The 17,857-nt window shown below is 39.8% G+C and carries 17 protein-coding genes; 6 read left to right on the top strand and 11 right to left on the bottom strand.

What is annotated here, in order from left to right; translation table 11 throughout:
- Nucleotides 1-17 precede the first annotated feature (17 nt).
- Both QTN47_RS14650 and QTN47_RS14645 read right to left on the bottom strand, forming a co-directional pair.
- Entirely contained in the window at nucleotides 18-1,502 is a 1,485-nt protein-coding gene (locus tag QTN47_RS14650; RefSeq protein ID WP_369330136.1) for a M56 family metallopeptidase, read from the bottom strand.
- Between the two features lies 1 nt (nucleotide 1,503).
- Entirely contained in the window at nucleotides 1,504-1,878 is a 375-nt protein-coding gene (locus QTN47_RS14645; RefSeq protein ID WP_369330135.1) for a BlaI/MecI/CopY family transcriptional regulator, read from the bottom strand.
- A gap of 159 nt (nucleotides 1,879-2,037) precedes the next feature.
- Between QTN47_RS14645 and QTN47_RS14640 the strand changes: the two genes are divergently transcribed.
- The gene (locus QTN47_RS14640) at nucleotides 2,038-2,727 is read left to right on the top strand and encodes a cell division ATP-binding protein FtsE (RefSeq protein ID WP_369330134.1); all 690 of its coding nucleotides are present in this window, start codon (nucleotides 2,038-2,040) and stop codon (nucleotides 2,725-2,727) included.
- A gap of 120 nt (nucleotides 2,728-2,847) precedes the next feature.
- On the opposite strand, the gene QTN47_RS14635 is transcribed toward QTN47_RS14640, so the two are convergent.
- The 4 genes from QTN47_RS14635 to gcvT form a co-directional block, all read right to left on the bottom strand.
- Nucleotides 2,848-3,987 (bottom strand): glycosyltransferase, encoded by a 1,140-nt coding sequence (locus QTN47_RS14635; RefSeq protein ID WP_369330133.1) that lies wholly within the window; start codon nucleotides 3,985-3,987, stop codon nucleotides 2,848-2,850.
- Between the two features lie 216 nt (nucleotides 3,988-4,203).
- Entirely contained in the window at nucleotides 4,204-4,566 is a 363-nt protein-coding gene (locus QTN47_RS14630; RefSeq protein ID WP_369330132.1) for a septal ring lytic transglycosylase RlpA family protein, read from the bottom strand.
- A 140-nt stretch (nucleotides 4,567-4,706) separates the two neighbouring features.
- Nucleotides 4,707-5,198 carry an SRPBCC family protein gene (locus QTN47_RS14625; protein WP_369330131.1) on the bottom strand — a complete coding sequence of 164 codons (492 nt, stop codon included), beginning with the start codon at nucleotides 5,196-5,198 and terminating at the stop codon, nucleotides 4,707-4,709.
- A gap of 59 nt (nucleotides 5,199-5,257) precedes the next feature.
- Nucleotides 5,258-6,349, bottom strand: a complete 1,092-nt coding sequence (gcvT, locus tag QTN47_RS14620; RefSeq protein ID WP_369330130.1) for a glycine cleavage system aminomethyltransferase GcvT — start codon at nucleotides 6,347-6,349, stop codon at nucleotides 5,258-5,260.
- Between the two features lie 273 nt (nucleotides 6,350-6,622).
- On the opposite strand from gcvT, the gene pdxA reads away from it, so the two are divergent.
- Nucleotides 6,623-7,720 carry a 4-hydroxythreonine-4-phosphate dehydrogenase PdxA gene (pdxA, locus tag QTN47_RS14615; protein WP_369330129.1) on the top strand — a complete coding sequence of 366 codons (1,098 nt, stop codon included), beginning with the start codon at nucleotides 6,623-6,625 and terminating at the stop codon, nucleotides 7,718-7,720.
- A 90-nt stretch (nucleotides 7,721-7,810) separates the two neighbouring features.
- Nucleotides 7,811-8,692: an aldose 1-epimerase family protein gene (locus tag QTN47_RS14610; protein WP_369330128.1), complete on the top strand. Its 882-nt coding sequence runs from the start codon at nucleotides 7,811-7,813 to the stop codon at nucleotides 8,690-8,692.
- A gap of 767 nt (nucleotides 8,693-9,459) precedes the next feature.
- Here the strand turns inward: QTN47_RS14610 and QTN47_RS14605 are convergent.
- Together QTN47_RS14605 and dusB are read right to left on the bottom strand one after the other, a co-directional pair.
- Nucleotides 9,460-10,830 carry a chloride channel protein gene (locus tag QTN47_RS14605; RefSeq protein WP_369330127.1) on the bottom strand — a complete coding sequence of 457 codons (1,371 nt, stop codon included), beginning with the start codon at nucleotides 10,828-10,830 and terminating at the stop codon, nucleotides 9,460-9,462.
- A gap of 147 nt (nucleotides 10,831-10,977) precedes the next feature.
- Nucleotides 10,978-12,021: a tRNA dihydrouridine synthase DusB gene (dusB, locus tag QTN47_RS14600; protein WP_369330126.1), complete on the bottom strand. Its 1,044-nt coding sequence runs from the start codon at nucleotides 12,019-12,021 to the stop codon at nucleotides 10,978-10,980.
- A 116-nt stretch (nucleotides 12,022-12,137) separates the two neighbouring features.
- On the opposite strand from dusB, the gene QTN47_RS14595 reads away from it, so the two are divergent.
- Together QTN47_RS14595 and QTN47_RS14590 are read left to right on the top strand one after the other, a co-directional pair.
- Nucleotides 12,138-13,085: a CPBP family intramembrane glutamic endopeptidase gene (locus tag QTN47_RS14595; RefSeq protein WP_369330125.1), complete on the top strand. Its 948-nt coding sequence runs from the start codon at nucleotides 12,138-12,140 to the stop codon at nucleotides 13,083-13,085.
- A gap of 75 nt (nucleotides 13,086-13,160) precedes the next feature.
- On the top strand, nucleotides 13,161-13,283 hold the full coding sequence (locus QTN47_RS14590) for a putative signal transducing protein (protein ID WP_369330124.1): 123 nt from the start codon (nucleotides 13,161-13,163) through the stop codon (nucleotides 13,281-13,283).
- 304 nt (nucleotides 13,284-13,587) lie between these two features.
- On the opposite strand, the gene QTN47_RS14585 is transcribed toward QTN47_RS14590, so the two are convergent.
- Nucleotides 13,588-14,313, bottom strand: a complete 726-nt coding sequence (locus tag QTN47_RS14585) for a ribonuclease H-like domain-containing protein (RefSeq protein ID WP_369330123.1) — start codon at nucleotides 14,311-14,313, stop codon at nucleotides 13,588-13,590.
- Nucleotides 14,314-14,354: 41 nt separating this feature from the next.
- Between QTN47_RS14585 and QTN47_RS14580 the strand changes: the two genes are divergently transcribed.
- Nucleotides 14,355-15,338 carry a DUF8428 domain-containing protein gene (locus QTN47_RS14580; RefSeq protein WP_369330122.1) on the top strand — a complete coding sequence of 328 codons (984 nt, stop codon included), beginning with the start codon at nucleotides 14,355-14,357 and terminating at the stop codon, nucleotides 15,336-15,338.
- 57 nt (nucleotides 15,339-15,395) lie between these two features.
- On the opposite strand, the gene QTN47_RS14575 is transcribed toward QTN47_RS14580, so the two are convergent.
- Together QTN47_RS14575 and mtgA are read right to left on the bottom strand one after the other, a co-directional pair.
- The gene (locus QTN47_RS14575) at nucleotides 15,396-16,562 is read right to left on the bottom strand and encodes a methionine aminotransferase (protein ID WP_369330121.1); all 1,167 of its coding nucleotides are present in this window, start codon (nucleotides 16,560-16,562) and stop codon (nucleotides 15,396-15,398) included.
- Nucleotides 16,563-16,871: 309 nt separating this feature from the next.
- Entirely contained in the window at nucleotides 16,872-17,591 is a 720-nt protein-coding gene (mtgA, locus tag QTN47_RS14570) for a monofunctional biosynthetic peptidoglycan transglycosylase (protein WP_369330120.1), read from the bottom strand.
- Between the last annotated feature and the right edge of the window lie 266 nt (nucleotides 17,592-17,857).

The raw sequence follows: 17,857 nt of genomic DNA, 5'->3' as shown, positions 1-17,857 counted from the left end.
ACTTCTGCGAACAATAATTAATTGGTCGCAGAAGTTTTTACATCAAGCACACGGTTGCTGGTTTGTGGTATGTGTAAAGGCGCTTCTCCTTTGTTTGATAATTTCTTCGTTTTTATGATAATGATGCCATTGTCGCCTTTGCTGCCATACAGCGATCTTGCAGATTCATCTTTCAATACCGTTAGAGATTCAATATTTGCAGGATCAAGTTGTGCCACATCAGCGCTCCCTTTTTCATATCCGTCTATAATAAATAACGGCTGCTGCGCGCTTTTGATTGTAACGGCTGAAACCTTTGCTGTATCACTATCAGAAAATCCCCATATTATTGCTCCCTTTTGCTGGGAAAGCATGTTTTGGCCAGGTATTGTTTTAGCTTCATGGATTTCTCTATTATTTGTAGTTGCCAAAGTTTTATCGATACTGGTTTTTATCGCCAGCTTTTGTTGTTGAGCAGCCTTCTCCTTTGCACTATTTTGAATTTGCGCCGTTTTGTGTGTATCCGCTTGCGATTTTGTCACTGTTTTTGCGACCAGATCCTCAAGCGACGGTCGGATGTTTAATGTGTCTTTAGCAGCTGGTTGAAGTGTATCATTTGTCCTGGCAACTTCGTCTTTCACCAATCGTTCTTTTTGTTGAAGTTTACAGGCAAAAAGCAATACAATTGCGCCAAACACCGGCAGGATCATCATCTTTCTTGTGTATGAATATTTGGCTTGTTTGGAAATAGTAAGCATTAGCAGTCTTCTTTTCACAGGCGAATAACTAAATGATTGTGCCGGTGCAAAAATACTTTTGCCAAACTGAGATTGAAGTAACATGGCGGCAAATGCCGAGGCATCCCGGTCCTTTACGGACTCCTGGTCTGCAATAAACTCGTGAATCATCCACAGTTCCTTTCGCATCAGCCAAAAGAAAGGATTAAACCAGCACACACATAAAAGCGTTTCAACAAACAACTTGTCCCAGGTGTGTTTTTGCCTGATGTGCGTTATTTCATGCTGCATGATCTGTTTGCCGGCAGCATCATCTAAGTCTATATCATTCCGCCAGAACAGATTCCTCATGAATGAGAAGGGCGCTTCGCGTGCCTCAGTGTTTATCAGGTCAAAATCGTCCAGTCGTACGTAGTTGTTCTGGTGCTTGAGACGAAAAATTTTTATGATACGATAAATAAGGGTGATTAATAGAATGGCAGACACAGACAGGCTGATATACAGGGTTATTGATTGCCATGAAACGCTTGCTGCAGGCTCTGTTGGTGTGGTATTTTTTGCCTGATGCAAAATGTTCATCCATGCAATTGTGCTGGTGCTGTCACTTTCAACGGTGAACCAGTTCAACTCGGGCAATGGAATCAACAACGATAATATACATCCCGCCAATAAATAGAACCGGTTGTAATAATGAAACCGCTCATTTCTTAAAAAGAAAAAATAGTATGCGTGAAAAAGTGCAGCGCAAACTGTCATCTTTAATACGTATAGCAGCAATGTATGCATGTTATTTCTTTTTAATCTGGTTTAATAGTAACTCAAGGTCTTCAACACTTACCTTGTTTTCTTCCACCAAAAATGAAACGGCCTTGCTGTAAGACCCGCCAAAATAATTTTTTACAAGACCACTGAAACTGTTTTTAGAATACGCCTCTTTGGTAACAAGGGGATGGTATTCGTGCATTCTTCCAAAGGTTACTGTGGATACAAATTTTTTATCTATCAATATTTTTAGAATAGTAGCAACTGTATTGGAATGTGGTTTGGGCAACGGCATTTCATCCAGTATATCTTTGAGAAAACCTTTCTCGATTTTCCAAAGAACCTGCATCACCTGTTCTTCGGCCTTCGTAAGTTGTTTTATCTGTTCTCTCGGTTTCATGGCTTTATTATTGTGGTTAGCTAAACTAAACCAGTCTAAAGGTATAACTAATAATTTAGTTTTAAAACTATTTTTTTAGTTGGATGATGATTGATTTCTATATATAAGCATAGACTGCTAACTTTACAGTTATCTTTTTGGACAAGAATTTTAATCACTATGCCGGAAGTCGTTCTATCAGTACAAAACGCCAATATATATCAGGGAAGTAATCTTGTGTTGCAGGATGTGAATTTTAATGTAAACAGGGGAGAATTTGTTTACCTGGTAGGAAAAACAGGAACAGGAAAAAGTAGTTTATTAAAAACGCTTTATGGTGAACTTCCTTTAAAAGAAGGCGAGGCAACCGTTGCGGGCTTCAACTTAAAAGAGATGACCTGGAAAAAAGTGCCTTTTTTGCGTAGAAACCTTGGTGTTGTGTTCCAGGACTTTCAATTGCTTACGGATAGAAATGTTTATGAGAACCTGAAGTTTGTGTTGAGAGCCACCGGTTGGAAGGATGAAAAACTGATGGAAGAAAAGATAAACGATGTGCTGGATAAAGTTGGTTTGAAAAGTAAGGGATTTAAAATGCCTTTTGAAATGAGTGGCGGAGAGCAGCAACGTGTAGATATTGCCAGAGCGCTGCTAAACTCTCCTAAGGTAATGCTGGCCGATGAACCTACCGGTAACCTTGACCCTGAAACCAGTGACGAGATAATGCAGTTGTTGTTCAATATCTGTAAAGATTACGGCACCGCAATCATTATGGCAACGCACGATTTTATTGTGATCAATCGCTATCCTTCACGTATGCTTAAAACTGAAAGAAACCGGGTTGTTGATAGTGCTGCAGCGGTAGAAATATAGCAGATTTGAGATTTGAAATTGAATAAGGCAGTTCCGTTGCTTTGATGCCAGAGCTAATCAATGATGACAATATGTAGGACCGTTCGCGTTAGTAAGCCTGATAATCTTAAATCTGAAATTTCAAATCTCAAATGAATGTCCCCATATCCAATCCATAAGCATTGCTGCTGTTTTGTTGGGATATAAATTGTCCAGTAAAACTTTCCTGTCTAATCCTTCCTGTTTTGTAAATGGCTGATGATATAGTTGTGATATACGTTGGCGGAATGCCTCGGGCGAATCTGCAATATGGCAAATACTTTCAAGACCCGTATTCATAACAACCTTTGAATTCGCCAGGCAATGTCTTCCGTTATATAAGGCCTGCAATAATCCGGGCTGAATACCTGTTTCATATCTCGATGGCAGTAAGATAATATGGGCTTTGGAAAGTATATCTTGCAATGAAGCTTCATCAGGGTTGATAACAAGATGAACATGAGGATGTTTTGCTACAGCATCTAACACTTTTTGCGAAGGATTGCTTGCTGCAATAACAAGAGGAATATGAATAAACTTATACACTTCTTTTAAAAGTGTCAGCACTGTTTTTTCATGCATTACGTCGCTAAGGTCCCCAAAATAAAGACTGTATGCGCCAACACCTTCCGGCGCTTCTGCAACACGCGAATAAAAAGGCGGAATAAATCTTACAGATGTACAATCAAACTCTTTGTGGTACATCCGCATATCCCGTTTGCATGTTGCTGCGTAACCATCAATATTGGCAATTAATGCTTTTTCATATGCATGAAGCAACCTGCTTTCGTTCCAGTAATAAATTCTTCTGAACGGATTGTACGAATAAAAGCACCTGGTTTTGTAGGTTTGAAATTCTATATGATAAAGCCGCACAAATTTCTTTCTTTGTTGTAGGCGGGGAGAAGTTGCTACATAACTACAAGCAATACCAAATATTAATATTGGGTGATCATCTAACACAAGTTTTTCAATCAGTAATTCATTTTTCTTGTGTTCAACAATATATGGCAGGGGTTTTGAAAATATTTTTGGACTGTTTTCTGAATGGTAAAAATCTATAGATTCACAAAGTTGTCGCACAATATTCTGAATATCATCATGGCTGCTGTTGTAACAATGAAGATGGATTTTTACACCATTTTTGTGTAGTGCGGCAATCATCTGGTACACATCATAATGATTACTATTATCCACCGGATGTGGAATCCGTGGCACAATGATATGTAGGTGCTTCTCCAAGAGCATCAGTTTAGTGGAAACAGATTAAAAAGCAAAAGAATAAAGAAATGTGAGACAAAACTCAGAAACAGGCAATTAAAATTCAGATACACCAACCTTTTCCGCGTATCGTTGCCGGAGTCCTGAAATTATTCCAATGTGTTGCAATAATAACAACCGTTGTTATAAAAAAGTTTTGAGATGTTTCTGCATTTACTTCAACTCACCTACTCGCGATCATTTATTTTTCTTTCGTTTGTACTGTATCGTGACCTTGGTTATACCTTTATTTTCCATGTCAATCTTTTTTGCAGCAATCTTAGAGAGATCGATAATGCGTCCCTTAACATAAGGCCCGCGGTCATTGATGCGAACCTTCACTGTCTTTCCGTTAGAAAGATTTTTCACTTTCACTTTTGTACCGAATGGAAGTGTTTTGTGTGCCGCTACATAATCTGATTGATGGAATGTTTCGCCACTTGCAGTCTTTCTTCCTTCAAGGTTGTCAGAATAAAATGAGGCAACACCAGATTCAGTTACGCGTCTGCTACATGATGTAAGCGTCACAAAAATGATAAGAACTGAAAGGTACTTCTTCATAATAGAATGATCGAATGTAACAATTAATCTCGTCAATTAATGCGGGTTGCAGGCTCTATTTGTGCACAACACTTCGTTTCATTTTTTAAAAAGAGACATAGCATAAGTATGTGCAGGAGCACGGTGAAGGCAACTTGTAACTATACAGCTGTTACTTCAGCGTGTAAAACAGTTTGCCAATTGTCAGACTCTGCATACTGTTTTATAACCATGTTTCGTTGGGTAAGAAGCTTGCGTATATAGTTGGTGAGATAAACGCTGTTAAATATTTTTCCGGCAATTCCGAATGGCGATTCAAATTTGAAAAGATCAATCATTATAGTTCCGTTGACAATCGCCTTAAAGTGATGTTCATGGTTCATGCTTAAGAAGTCACCTTCTATCATTTCATCTTTAAAGTAATCCGGCTGTTGCATTTCTGTTATTGTAACCTTTAGCAATCGTTTCTTAAACAGATGACGAGCCTGCCACGTAACTACATCTCCGGGCTGCATTAGATTGGTTGCCGTCGCCGATATGGCTTTTTCATTGGTTTGCCTCATAGATATTTCATGAAGCTTTATGCTGCGGGAAAGATGGAACACGCGCTGCGCGGGCGCATGTATTACTGTTGTAAGATGGATTAGTGGCATGGAATATTGAGATAAGAAAAGGCAAATGATCCGGTTAAACTCATTTGCCTTTTAACTGGTTATGCAAAAGGAAACTTAACCACTTTTGCTTTAACAGGATTGTTACGAATATCAATAAAGATCTCCGAATCAAGCGCTGAATTTTCTACTGTAACATATCCAAGTCCAATTGCTTTGTTCAATGATGGAGCTTGCGTGCCGCTCGTAACATAACCAATAACATTTCCCTGTGCATCTTTAATTTGATAATGGTGTCTTGGAATGCCTCTTTCAATCATCTCAAAACCCACAAGCTTTCTTTTTGCACCTTCTTCTTTTTGTTTTGCAAAAATATCTTTTGCTACAAAATCAGATGGCTTATTCAGTTTGGTGATCCAGCCCAGGCCAGCTTCTAATGGAGATGTAGTATCATCAATGTCGTTTCCATAAAGACTAAAGCCCATCTCTAAACGAAGCGTATCTCTTGCACCCAGACCTATCGGTTTAATGCCAGATGCCGCACCGATCTCAAAAATGGCGTTCCATATTTTTTCAGCATTACCATCTTTGTCTTCAAAATAGATCTCCACACCCCCGGCGCCGGTATAACCCGTTGCACTGATCAAAACATTATCAACACCAGCAAATTTGCCCTTAACAAAAGTGTAATATTTAAGATTAAGGATATCAAGATCAGTAAGTGGTTGCAGTATTTTGCAGGCATTAGGTCCCTGTATTGCCAGCAGCCCGGTCTTATCGCTTACATTGTGCATTTCAACATTTTTGTTATTGTGTTGGCTTATCCAGTTCCAGTCTTTTTCAATGTTGGATGCATTTACAACAAGCATGTAAACCTTGTTTTCCTCAATACAATATACCAGCAGGTCATCAACCAGGCCGCCTTTTTCGTTGGGCAGCGAGCTGTATTGCGCTTTTCCGGCTGTTAATTTGGAAGCATCGTTTGTGGTTACTCTCTGAATAAGATCGAGTGCATTTTCACCTTTTAAAATGAATTCTCCCATGTGGCTTACATCAAAAACACCTGCATTTTTTCTTACTGCTGCATGTTCATCGTTAATGCCCGAATAACTGATGGGCATGTTGTAGCCTGCAAATTCCGCCATTTTTGCACCTAGTGCAATGTGTTTTTGTGTAAAAGGAGTACTTTTCATGTATAACTTTTTATTGGCCGCAAAAATAAGTTAATTGAGCATTGAATTAACTACAGGCTTTCTGCAGAAGGCAATGGCACCGGGCCAGACTAGTTTCTAAATAAATCATCTGAATTTAAATGGGTTCATGCGGGAGCTCAAAGAAGCTGTGACGCAGCGAAAATGCCTTTGGCATCTATGACTTAGCTAAATAATATTGGTTATCGGCCGGCGGAACCAGACTTTAAGCTTTGGCCTTTTACCCTTACATTTACACTTCAAATTTTTTACAAGATGAGTAACGAGTTGAAAAAGCCGGTTGTTGGATTCACTTGTGGCGACCTGAACGGCATAGGTTTGGAACTGATCATCAAAGCGTTGGGCGATGCCCGCCTTCTTGATATCTGTATTCCTGTAGTATTTGCAAGCAATAAAAGCATCAATTTCTACAGAAAATCGTTGCCAGACATCAATTTGAGCTATCAGCCTGTAAAAGATTTCAGCAGATTGAACAATAAACAGATCAATCTTTTTAGTTGTTGGGAAGAAGAGGTTCAGATCAATCCGGGGCAACTTAATGAAACCGGTGGAAAATATGCGCTTTCGTCATTGCAGCAGGCAACTGCCGCACTAAAGGACGGTTCGATAGATGCCATCGTTACTGCGCCTATTCATAAAAAAAATATTCAAAGCGAGGATTTCAGGTATAGTGGTCATACACCTTATTTCAAGGATGTATTCGGTGCCCAGGATGTTGTAATGCTGATGACAGCTGAAAACATTCGTGTTGGTCTGCTAACCGAGCACGTGCCTGTAAAAGAGATCACAGGCTTTGTTACAAAGGAGAATATTCTGAGTAAGCTGAGAATATTGAATAGCAGTCTGCAGAAAGATTTTGGTATCAGCAAACCCAAAATTGCCGTGTTAGGACTTAACCCGCATGCCGGAGACGAAGGTTTGATCGGCACCGAAGAAGAAACCATTATCAAGCCTGCTATCAAAGAAGCAAAGAATCAAAATATAATGGCTTTTGGGCCCTATAGTGCCGATGCTTTTTTTGCACGCGGCAGCTATGAAAAATTTGATGCGGTTTTAGCCATGTATCACGATCAGGGATTGATTCCTTTTAAATCGCTGGCAATTGGTGAGGGCGTAAATTATACTGCAGGATTGCCTGCAATTAGAACAAGCCCTGACCACGGAACAGCTTTTGATATTGCGGGAAAAGGAAAGGCGGATCAAAGTTCTTTTCTTGAGGCCATATTTGTAGCGGTAGACATTATAAGGAAGCGTTCTGAATACGCTGAAAATAACAAGAACCCGTTGCGTAAAATGAGCGCCGTGCTTGTTGCCAATGCGCAAGATGAAGTGATCAAAGAAAGTGATGAATAATCTGATGTTAAGTGAGTGTTGATTGACATTTTCAATTTTCCCCGCCTGAACGACCTTCGTCGGGCAGGAATTATCCATTTTCAATTATCTATGAGTATTCCTTTTTACACGATCGAAAACGATATCTTGCAGGTAGTGATTAGTGCGAAAGGCGCAGAAATTCAAAGCATAATCAACAAAGATTTTGGCATTGAGTATATGTGGAGTGGAGACAGTAAATTCTGGGGAAAGAAAAGTCCTGTATTATTTCCTGTTGTTGGTGGTCTGAAAGAAAATAAATACTCATTTAACGGCAAGACTTTTGAGTTGGGACGTCATGGATTTGCAAGAGATATGACCTTTGTTGTAACGGCCCAGGACGAAACATCAGTTACGTTCGGCATCCAAAGCGGCGAAGAAACACATATCAGATACCCGTTTGATTTCCGTTTTTTTATTACCTACACATTGCAGGGCAGTATGCTCAGAGTAGCTTATTCGGTGCATAATACGGGTAATGAGAAAATTTATTTTTCTGTTGGAGGTCATCCTGCTTTTGCAGTGCCGCTTGTTATCAATACTACATTTGAGGATTATTATTTACAGTTCAGTTCGGTTGAAAATGCGGGTAAATGGCCGCTTTCCGGTGATGGCCTGATAGAGGAAAAGCCGGTGCCTTTTTTGGAGAATACCGATGAATTGGCTTTACAAAAAGAATTGTTTTACGAAGACGCGCTGGTCTTTAAAAATCTTCAATCTAACCGGATTTCTTTATTAAGCAACAAAACCAGCCATGGCCTGGTGTTGCAGTTCGATGGATTTCCATACATGGGAATCTGGAGCGCTAAGAATGCAGATTTTGTTTGCATCGAACCCTGGTGCGGTATTGCAGATAGTGTAAATGCCTCCGGCAAGCTGGAAGAAAAAGAAGGCATTAATTCGTTGGCAGCGGGAGAGACGTTTGCGCGTGAATGGACCGCTGAATTCTTTTAGTTAATTGAAAATTGAAAGTTGAGAGTTGACAATGAAGGGAAATCGCTGATGGCTGATTTGAAGATGTCTGATTTGTTTTCTGCGAAATTGTTGATATTAATTGAAAATGGAGAATTGGCAATGAAGAGAGACGGCTGATGGCTGATTTGAAGATGTCTGATATGTTTTCGGCAAAATTGCTGAAATTAACTGAAAATGATGAATTGAGAATGAAGGGAGATGTCTGATTGCTGAGTTGGGATGTCCGTTGTTCTCGGCGACATTGTTAATCGAATTCAATCTTTTTTCTTTCGATCTATTTCATTTGATTAGAGCTTGATTGCAGCATGTAGGTGTACACATTCGGACATTCCTGCATTCGCATATTTGCAAATTCGCATGTGGTTTACTCGCTTCAATAAGTATCTGAAAGGGCGATGGCACTAGCACAAGTCACCGCCCTGTGAACCAAATCAAGATGCAAACAAGCCCTGAAAGGGCGATAGCAAAATAGAAAGATCAAACCCATTAAGTCCTAATCCTGGTACATTTGCACATCCTCATATTTACACATTCGCACATGCTTCGTTAATTGAAAATTGAAAGTTGAGAATTGACAATGAGGGAGATCGCTGATAGCTGATTTGAAGATGTCTGATTTGTTCTGTGCGGAATTGTTAATTGAATACAATCCTTTCTCTTTTGTTTCATTTTTATAAAACAGGAGCTACCAACTACACGAATTTGCACATTCGCATATTTGCCCATTCGCACATCATTTTCAATTCTCAACTTTCAATTTTCAATTGATCCGTCTTTCCAAATTCATGAATGAAATCGTGTTTCAGGTAATCATAGAATGATTTCTTATCAATCACCAACGATGCTATGTTTGCTACAAGCGCAGCCAGCATAAGATAGAAGATCACAGAATGCCTGTCCGTCATTTCCAATACCAATATTGCCGATGTAAAAGGGGTTCTTGTAATGCCGGTTAGAAAACTAACCATTCCTGCAAGTATTAACAAGTTGGTATCTGTTGCAGAAAGATGAAACCAATCGGCAACCGATGCGCCCATGCAAGCGCCTGCCGTTAAACCAGGTGCAAATACGCCGCCTGCTCCTCCGGTTGTAAAGCTGAACAGCGGACCGATAAGCCTTAGTGGTGTTATGTACCATGCCTGTGTTTTTTCAGCAGTAAAGAGGACTTCCTGCATAATCTCTTTGCCCGATCCAAGGATGGCCGTATTCACAAAAAATGCAAATGATGCAAGAAGCAGTGCACAGATGGTTATAAACAAAATGTGCTGAAATGTTTTTGTAAACGTGGCAGCTTTCCACCGCAGAACGCGGAGTATAAGGTGGCACAAATAACTTCCGGCTATACCGGCCAGAACGGCAACCAGGAAGATTAAAAGGAACATGAACCAGGAAGTGCCTGCTACTTCGGGATAACCGAGATAGAGATAAGGCCCGAGTATTCCCTGGGCTGTTAAACCGGCGATGATAACTGCAGAAAACAATGCTGTTCTGTAAAAACTGATATGTGTTCTTGATAATTCTTCAACGGCAAACACAACACCACCAAGCGGGGTGTTGAAAGCTGCCGCCAGCCCTGCCGCTGCGCCGGCAACAATCATATTCGGCCTGGCAAGTTTTGGCCAGCTCGAAGGGATGTATTTGTATATAAAGTCAAACACGGAACCTGCGATTTGTATTGTTGGTCCTTCGCGGCCAATAGCGGCGCCGCCCATCACTAAAGATAAACTGGATGCAATTTTGGTAATGGCTATACGAATACTTAAAAGGCTGCTTATGCTTTTTTTATATTTTGGTGCGGCCGCCATATCAATTGCTGCCATTACCTGTGGAATCCCACTGCCTCTTGATCCCGGTGCAAACAGTTTTACCAGCCACCAGCCTAACAACATAAACACCGGAGCCTGGATAAACAGCATCCAGCGGTGCGGTCCATAGACAGATGCGGAAACACTTTCTGTCCAGGCAAAAAGTTTGGCATATAGTACCGCAATTAGTCCGGTAAGTAAAGACGCGATCCAGAAAGGAATGGCCTGTAGTATGCTTAATTTAACCCGTTCATTTCTGATGTGATCAAAGCGTTTTTTAATATAATTTCTTACCCGGGTAATTACATTCATTGTAGTGTATTGCGTGGTGTAGTAAAGAAGTAGAACAGCAGGGAAAAATTATTGTTTACCACACTTATTCTTTTTGGAGTGCTACTGTCATAATGCATTGTATGATTGGTAAAAATTAAATAGTACAGACGACCAGGCTGGCATGTTCTACATGACTGCGCACTCTTCGGTTTGTGAAGCAGAGAACGCTGCAACAATTCTCTCCGGAACAAAGCCGTCATAACGAACAGCAATTTCATTCAACACTTCGTCAATTTCTTCAAAAGTCTTAAATGTTACAAGTTTGTTCCTGTACTCTTTTATGTGTGGAAATCCCTTCAGGTAATTAGTGTAGTGCCGTCTCATTTCCAGGATGCCTAGTGTTGCACCTTTCCATTCAATGCTGCGCTGTAGATGTTTGCGAATTACCTGCGTGCGCTGTTGAATAGTAGGGGAAGGCAACGTTTCGCCGGTTTTAATGAAATGTTTTACCTCATTAAAGATCCATGGGTAACCAATGGCAGCACGGCCTATCATAATACCGTCGACATCATAACGGTTTTTATATTCCAGTGCTTTTTGCGGACTGTCTATATCTCCGTTACCAAATATGGGAATTTGTATTCTTGGATTATTCTTAACCTTAGCGATCAGTCTCCAGTCAGCTTCGCCCTTGTACATTTGGGAACGGGTACGTCCATGGATACTCAACGCTTTTATTCCTACATCCTGCAATCTTTCAGCCACTTCCTCAATGTTAATGGAAGCTTCGTCCCAACCAAGGCGGGTTTTCACCGTAACGGGTTTATCTGTTGAGTTTACCACGGCTTTCGTAAGGCGAACCATCAGGTCAATATCTTTTAACACGCCCGCACCGGCACCTTTACACACAACTTTTTTAACGGGACAACCAAAGTTAATATCAACCAGGTCAGGGTTTACTGCAGCTACAATTTTAGCGCTCAGTGCCATTGCTTCTTCATCACCCCCGAATATTTGTATGCCAACCGGCCTTTCATATTCAAAGATGTCCAGCTTCTGGCGGCTTTTGATAGCATCTCTTATTAACCCTTCACTGGAAATAAATTCAGTATACATAAGATCTGCACCGTTATCCTTGCAAACTGCGCGGAACGGGGGATCACTTACATCCTCCATTGGAGCTAATAATAAAGGAAAATCCGGTAGTTGTATATCGCCGATCTTAATCATGTGCTTAAATGCTCCTCCGCCAAATAAAAAGAGGTTATATATTTTCTAATCTTGCCGGAAGGAATACAATATTTTTATAACTAATCTAAAAGAATCGCAAATTTACACTCTTATTTATGAATGTTATGTATTCCAGGCAAACAATTGCGCCATGGTCGCAGGTGGCTATTTTATTAGGAGTTACGGGAGCGGGGCTGATTTTAGGAGGATTTGCGGTGCTTGCTACGGTTATAGGAATGACGCATTTGCCTATGACTGAGGCAATTAATGCTATAAAAGACCCTAAATATGTTGACGCGGCACGGATGGCGCAATGTGTTGGAGCACTTGTTAGTTTTGGTATTCCCGCGGTGATTTTTGCTGTTATAGTAGGAGGAAAGCCTTTCAATTATCTCGGTTTTAACAAAAATGCAACCGCCAAACAATTGACCTATGTCATTATTGCGATGTTTACAGCCATATTTGTGAGTGCCGCTTTGGGAGAACTGAATCAGATGATTCCGGTGGGAAAGTCCCTTATGGAAAAATTTAAAAGAATGGAAGATGAATATAAAGACCAGGTAGTGGTTATTGCGACTATGAAAAACTACCGGGATTTAATATTAACACTTATTACCATAGCACTTATTCCGGCGGTTGTTGAGGAATTATTATTCCGGTCGTGTCTGCAGCCTGTAATGATCAACCTTACAAGAAATGTTTTTGTCGGAATTTTGATAACAAGCATTTTGTTCAGCGCTATACATTTTTCTTTTTACGGTTTTTTAGCACGCATGTTTCTCGGTTTATTGCTTGGTTATATTTATTACTTCAGTAAAAATGCCTGGCTGAATATTTTCGCTCATTTCTTCAACAACGCAATTGTGGTAGTTCAAATGTATGCCTTGAGCAAAGCCGGTAAGATGAACACGGAATCTATGGATGATCATTTTCCCTGGTACCTTGGTATTGCCGGCGCATTAACTGTTATATTCGTAATGATATTATTTAAACGCGAAAGCGATAGAATAATTGACAATGGACAATTTCTGCCCGACAGAATTCATTCAGGCGGGGACAATTGACAATGCATTAGACTCAAACTAAAGTATTGTATTAAAATCATTTTCCATTTTCAACTTTCAATTCTCAATTAAACGATGGATTGGTTTTTACTTTATACTACCCGTAATTATGCTGAAGCCAATATTATAAAGGGCCGGCTTGAAGAAAACAGTATAGAAGTTGTTTTGCTCAACAAACAAAGCAGCACCTATAAATAGAATTGTACGTTCCCGTTCATCTGAAAGATATAGCGCGACATCTGATGGATAACGCGCTAATGAATTAAACGCCTTCATATTCTTCTATACAACTAGTGAATAGTCAGTAGTCAATGGTGAAAGTCCGGTCTGGCTAAGTAAATATAAATTCGTTTAAGTGCAATTATTATTGTAGGCAAAATACTATTTGCTCTTATATGCCTTATACGGTTTAAAAAACTTCGCTTCGGTTAGCTTTTGGCTTTAAGCTTTAGGCTTTAGGCCTGTTGTTTATAACGAAATATTGACGCCGCCGACACCTTACTTATACAACGCCTATAAGTTCATCTTTAAGAATCGGTAAGTTCTTAAACCTTAGTATAACATTCGCCACTACAATTATATCTTTCTGGCAATACTCAACAATACGCTGCAGGTTTTTCTCTTTATAATATACATGCTGCACCATACTTCCGTCAATGTCTGTTTTAGAAGTAGGTACATCCAATACGCTTGCCAAAAGATTGAGAGAGATATAATTCTTATAGTCGCCAAAACGCCACCACTGTAATGTATCCAGCATTTTTATTTCCCATGGTTTGGCTCCGTGAATCTGTAAATATTCCGGTAAAGGAATCTGGTTAATAAGCATTCTTCTGCATATATAGGGAATATCAAATTCCTTAATGTTATGGCCTGAAAACTGAAAGTTTCTGTTACGCTGATAAAATTTATTACATATTGCAACAAAAGAATTGAGTAATTCTTTCTCGTCATCTCCGTAAAAACTTTTGATCTTAAAACATATGTTTTTTTGCTCATCTTCAAAAAAATAACCGGTTGAGATGCATATGATTTTACCAAACTCAGCAAGTATTCCAGCCCGTTGTTCATAGCTTTCGTCGGGTGTAATATTTTCTGGCACGATTTTGGAATTTTTGTCGATCCAGAGGGATTTCCATTGTATATTTAAGTGAGAAAAACCTTCAAATTGAGGCACGGTTTCAATGTCCAGTACCAATAAATCAAAAAGGGATATACCGTTGTTCATTTAAAATATTTATAAAATAATTTAAAACAAAAACTAGAAACATGGCTTACACAAATTATCCTTCAACAGGCGGAGATCAACCCCAACAGACCCCGAAGGATAACCGCAAAGTTATTTATGGTGTTCTTATAGCAGCTTTGTTGGTAACCTGGGGTTACATCATTTATGACAAAAATAAGTCATCTGAAAAGATTGACCAGCTTCAAACACAATTTTCAAATGTTGACTCTGCCCGCAATGCTGTTCAGGAAGAATATAACATTGCTTTAGCCAGAATGGATTCTTTAACAGGTAGCAATACACAGCTTCAGGGCCAGCTTGGCGAACGTAAAGCTGAGATTGACAAACTGAAACAAAACATTAAAGATGAACTGCGCAAGAAAAATTCTGATCTTGGTAAAGCAAAAGCGATGATCGCTGAGCTGAATGGCAAGATCAACGATTTGCTTGCACAAGTAGAACAGTTGAAAGCCGAAAATGCACAGCTTACTACTTCTAATCAGCAATTAACAACAGAAAGAGATACACTTGCTTCTCAGAAGAAAGTAGTTGAGCAAACACTTACTACTACTCAGACTGAAAAAGCACATATTGAAGATGTTGGTTCTACACTGCACGCTTCCAATATTAACATCGCTGCGATCAATGTAAAAGGCAGTGGTAAAGAAGTATCTACTACAAAAGCAAAGCGCGCAGATCTGTTACGGGTATCTTTTGATCTGGATGAAAACAGAATTGCTCCAAGCGGAAGTAAAGATCTGTATGTTGTAGTTACTGGTCCTGATGGAAAAGTAATTTCTGTTCCTTCAACAAGCGGAACTTTCCAGACTCGCGATGAAGGTGAGAAAGTTTTCACTAACAAAGTAAATGTTAACTACGAACAGGGCAAACGCACTCCGATCAGCTTCGACTGGAAACAAGATAGCCACTATCAGACTGGTGATTACAAAATTCAGATCTACCAGAATGGTTACAAAATTGGCGAAGGTGTAAAGACTTTGAAGAAAGCTGGAATATTCGGTTAATTAGCTTCTATAAATTGGGTATTGATAGGGCCGCTTATTTATAAGCGGCTTTTTTATTTACAATACCGGTTTAATGTTTCTTAGTCTCTCTGCTGCAAGGCGCAATGTTTCTTCCTGCTTGGCAAAGCAGAAACGCACAACCTTATTATCCTCTCCATCTTTATAAAAAACGGATACGGGAATAGCAGTAACGCCATATTCTTTGGTAATGCGTGTAGCAAAGTCAATATCTTTTTCATTGCTGACAGCGGAGTAATCATAGCATTGAAAATAACTTCCGTGTGATGTTAACGGTCTGAATAACGTACCGGACATTAGCTCTTTAAAATAATCTCTTTTCTTTTGTATAAAAGCCGCTAATGAAAGATAGGCGTCTTTGTTATGGATATATGTGGCTAATGCAATTTGCTTGGGTGTATCTGTTGAAAAGCAATTGAACTGGTGCACTTTTCTAAACTCTTTCATTAATGCAGAAGGTGCAATGCAATAACCTATTTTCCATCCTGTACAATGATAGGTTTTGCCGAATGAAAAACAAACAAAACTTCTAGCCAAAAGCTCCGGATAACGCAGTATGCTTTCGTGTTGAAGACCATCAAAAACCAGGTGCTCATATACTTCATCGCTAATAATAAATATGCCGGTTCCTTCTACCAGGTTCTTCAGTTGCTGTATATCATTTGCGCTAAGCACAACACCAGTTGGGTTATGTGGCGAATTGATGATGATAGCTTTTGTTTTTGCTGTTAAACGTTCCTTCACGGTTTGCCAGGGAATTGCGTAGTCAGGATATTGCAATGAAATGCGGACAGGGACCGCACCGTTTACTTCTATATTAGGTATATAGCTATCGTATGCCGGTTCAAATACAATCACCTCATCACCGGGTTGCAAAATAGTTGTAAGCGCAGTATATATGGCATAGGTTCCCCCCGGCGTTACAGTTATCTGTTCATTGGGATGAATATTTGTCTTATATAAAGCGGAAACTTTTTCGGCAATACCATCCCGCAACGAGGGTACTCCATTCATGTGTGAATATTGGTTAAAACCATCCCTCATAGCCTTGCAAACCAATGCAGTCAGTTCTTCACTCATAGGAAAATCGGGAAAGCCCTGTCCGAGATTGATAGCATTGTGTTCAAGCGCCAGTTGGCTCATTGTAGTAAAAACTGTGGTGCCTACATTAGGTAGTTTTGAAGTTAGCAGTTCCTGAACGTTCATCCTTGCTGGTTTTGCTTATAAAAATCGAATAACAGCAAAGCAATTTACGGTATAGTTAAGAATAGTTTCAGGCAAAGGTCATCTTAATCTTTCAAAAGGTTTCACGCAACGAACGCAGAGGAGCTAAGGCGCAACGAAAATGCCGAAGACATTTGTTTGTCTTATGAATTGCGTGTATCAGTTTCTCAGCAGAGGCGAACGCAATAATAATCGAGCTTGAGTTTTTCTTTTTTACAAGACGTTATTTAGCAATACACGACTTTCGAATTGACAATGCCGATTTAACCGAACCACATTTTGTATTTGCCATTATTTCGTCAGTGCCATTATATCCGGATCATCAGAAATATTGTTCATTTGTTTTAGTATCCATTGATACTTCCATTGAACAAACCTGCTCATAGGTTTTACAGTAAATACTTTGGGATTGGGCAGGCAGGCAATGATCATCGCAGCTTCGCTCCGGCTGACATTTTTGGCCGATTTATGGAAATATGCCTGCGCAGCAGCTTCAACACCAAAAATGCCGGGGCCCATTTCCACAGTATTCAAATAAACGTCCAGTATTCTTTTCTTACCCCAAACCCATTCAATCATTTTGGTGTAATAGAATTCAGGCGCTTTTCTTATATATCTGAATACGCCATTACCCTGCCACAAAAAAACATTCTTGGCTGTTTGCTGGCTGAGCGTGCTGGCACCCGTACCCCTGATCTTGTTTTTCTTTTTTGAATTGGTCGACAGACTTTTTTCCAATGCCTTCCAGTCAAAACCATCGTGATCCGGGAAAAGCTGATCCTCGCTGGCCATCACCGCTAGCTTGAGATTGGGAGAGATCTCATCCCATTTTACATAATCTCGTTTTAAACCATAACCGAAAAAGTTGGTGAATTGCGTTATGGTAATTGGAGGCATAACCCACTTACATACCACCAGGTAAATATTGGATAGAATGAAGAGTATTATAAAAATGCGTAAAAGCTTTCTGCAAAAACGCCCGAACTTAGAAGACTTAGATTGCTTTGCCATTGCGGCGGCAATATAAGTCAAAAGGGAAAACTAAAAGAGGAATGTTATTAAATGTACGGTGTTGGTGTACGATGGATGACGTTATGTACGATGTTAGGTGTACGATGTACGATGTGAAAGAAGGGGAAAGTACGAATTACGAAGTACGAAGTACGTAAGTGAAACAGGTTCATTTAAATGTATGACGATAGATGTAGGATGTTAAGGGTACGATGTGAAAGAAGGGGAAAGTACGAATTACGAAGTACGAAGTACGTGGGTGAAAC

The sequence above is a fragment of the Danxiaibacter flavus genome (assembly GCF_041060425.1).
GTDB classification, from domain to species: domain Bacteria; phylum Bacteroidota; class Bacteroidia; order Chitinophagales; family Chitinophagaceae; genus Danxiaibacter; species Danxiaibacter flavus.
Note: the sequence above shows the minus strand (reverse complement) of the source record. Positions and strands in the feature narration are given on the sequence as shown.

Coding starts and splice junctions, on each gene's coding strand:
- QTN47_RS14630 (WP_369330132.1), bottom strand. CDS start 4,566: ATGAAGAAGTACCTTTCAGTTCTTATCATTTTTGTGACGCTTACATCA.
- QTN47_RS14590 (WP_369330124.1), top strand. CDS start 13,161: ATGGATTGGTTTTTACTTTATACTACCCGTAATTATGCTGAAGCCAAT.
- mtgA (WP_369330120.1), bottom strand. CDS start 17,591: ATGGCAAAGCAATCTAAGTCTTCTAAGTTCGGGCGTTTTTGCAGAAAG.
- QTN47_RS14640 (WP_369330134.1), top strand. CDS start 2,038: ATGCCGGAAGTCGTTCTATCAGTACAAAACGCCAATATATATCAGGGA.
- QTN47_RS14645 (WP_369330135.1), bottom strand. CDS start 1,878: ATGAAACCGAGAGAACAGATAAAACAACTTACGAAGGCCGAAGAACAG.
- QTN47_RS14625 (WP_369330131.1), bottom strand. CDS start 5,198: ATGCCACTAATCCATCTTACAACAGTAATACATGCGCCCGCGCAGCGC.
- QTN47_RS14595 (WP_369330125.1), top strand. CDS start 12,138: ATGAATGTTATGTATTCCAGGCAAACAATTGCGCCATGGTCGCAGGTG.
- QTN47_RS14610 (WP_369330128.1), top strand. CDS start 7,811: ATGAGTATTCCTTTTTACACGATCGAAAACGATATCTTGCAGGTAGTG.
- dusB (WP_369330126.1), bottom strand. CDS start 12,021: ATGATTAAGATCGGCGATATACAACTACCGGATTTTCCTTTATTATTA.
- QTN47_RS14575 (WP_369330121.1), bottom strand. CDS start 16,562: ATGAACGTTCAGGAACTGCTAACTTCAAAACTACCTAATGTAGGCACC.
- QTN47_RS14605 (WP_369330127.1), bottom strand. CDS start 10,830: ATGAATGTAATTACCCGGGTAAGAAATTATATTAAAAAACGCTTTGAT.
- QTN47_RS14580 (WP_369330122.1), top strand. CDS start 14,355: ATGGCTTACACAAATTATCCTTCAACAGGCGGAGATCAACCCCAACAG.
- gcvT (WP_369330130.1), bottom strand. CDS start 6,349: ATGAAAAGTACTCCTTTTACACAAAAACACATTGCACTAGGTGCAAAA.
- QTN47_RS14650 (WP_369330136.1), bottom strand. CDS start 1,502: ATGCATACATTGCTGCTATACGTATTAAAGATGACAGTTTGCGCTGCA.
- QTN47_RS14585 (WP_369330123.1), bottom strand. CDS start 14,313: ATGAACAACGGTATATCCCTTTTTGATTTATTGGTACTGGACATTGAA.
- pdxA (WP_369330129.1), top strand. CDS start 6,623: ATGAGTAACGAGTTGAAAAAGCCGGTTGTTGGATTCACTTGTGGCGAC.